Here is a 1,046-nt window from a genome sequence, read left to right on the forward strand (position 1 = left end):
TCGTACGGTGGGTGATGTCTTGGGTAAGTTTCACCCTCATGGAGACAGTGCTTGTTACGAGGCAATGGTCTTGATGGCGCAGCCCTTCAGTTATCGCTACCCCCTTATTGACGGACAAGGAAACTGGGGTTCTCCGGATGACCCGAAGTCTTTTGCTGCGATGCGATATACCGAGTCAAGGCTGGCTCCTTACGCAGATACACTTTTAGCTGAGTTAGGTCAGGGCACCGTAGAGTGGGCGCCAAACTTTGATGGCACCATGGATGAACCTAAAACTCTGCCAGCACGCTTACCTAATTTGCTATTAAACGGTACCACGGGTATTGCCGTGGGTATGGCAACTGATATTCCACCACATAACCTTAGGGAAGTGGCGAGTGCTTGTATTCGCTTACTTGATGACAGCAGTGTCAGCAATGAGCAGCTTGCTGAGAATGTTCTGGGGCCGGATTATCCTACTGGTGCCGAGATCGTGACGCCTCGTACTGAGTTATTGAATATCTACGAAACGGGCAGAGGCTCGATTCGTATGCGTGGAATTTACCACAAGGAAAACGGCGATATTGTGGTAAGTGAATTACCGCACCAGACTTCCGGGGCTAAAGTACTGGAGCAGATCGCTTCGCAAATGCAGGCGAAGAAGCTGCCAATGGTTGCCGACTTACGAGATGAGTCTGACCATGAAAACCCAACCCGTTTAGTAATTGTTCCACGTTCTAACCGCGTTGATATTGAATCTTTAATGGGTCACCTTTANTCAAGCACCGATTTGGAAAAAACCTATCGTGTTAACTTGAATATGATTGGTATCGATGGCCGCCCGGCAGTGAAAGGCCTGAAGGTTATTTTAACTGAGTGGCTTAGTTATCGAACAGATACCGTAACGCGTAGACTTAAATTTAGGCTCGATAAAGTCGAGAAGCGGCGACAACTCTTGGATGGGCTATTGGTCGCCTGCCTGATTATGTATGAGGTAATCCATATGATTCGAACAGAAGAGGGGCCAAAAGCTGTGTTAATGGCTCGCTTTAATCTGACTGAAGTTC

The 1,046-nt window shown here is 47.9% G+C and carries 1 protein-coding gene; it reads left to right on the forward strand.

From position 1 onward, the window contains the following. The coding region (locus A3729_RS07410; protein ID WP_304439700.1) for a DNA gyrase subunit A at nucleotides 1–1,046 on the forward strand (1,046 nt) is incomplete at both ends.

The sequence above is a fragment of the Oleiphilus sp. HI0043 genome (assembly GCF_001634935.1).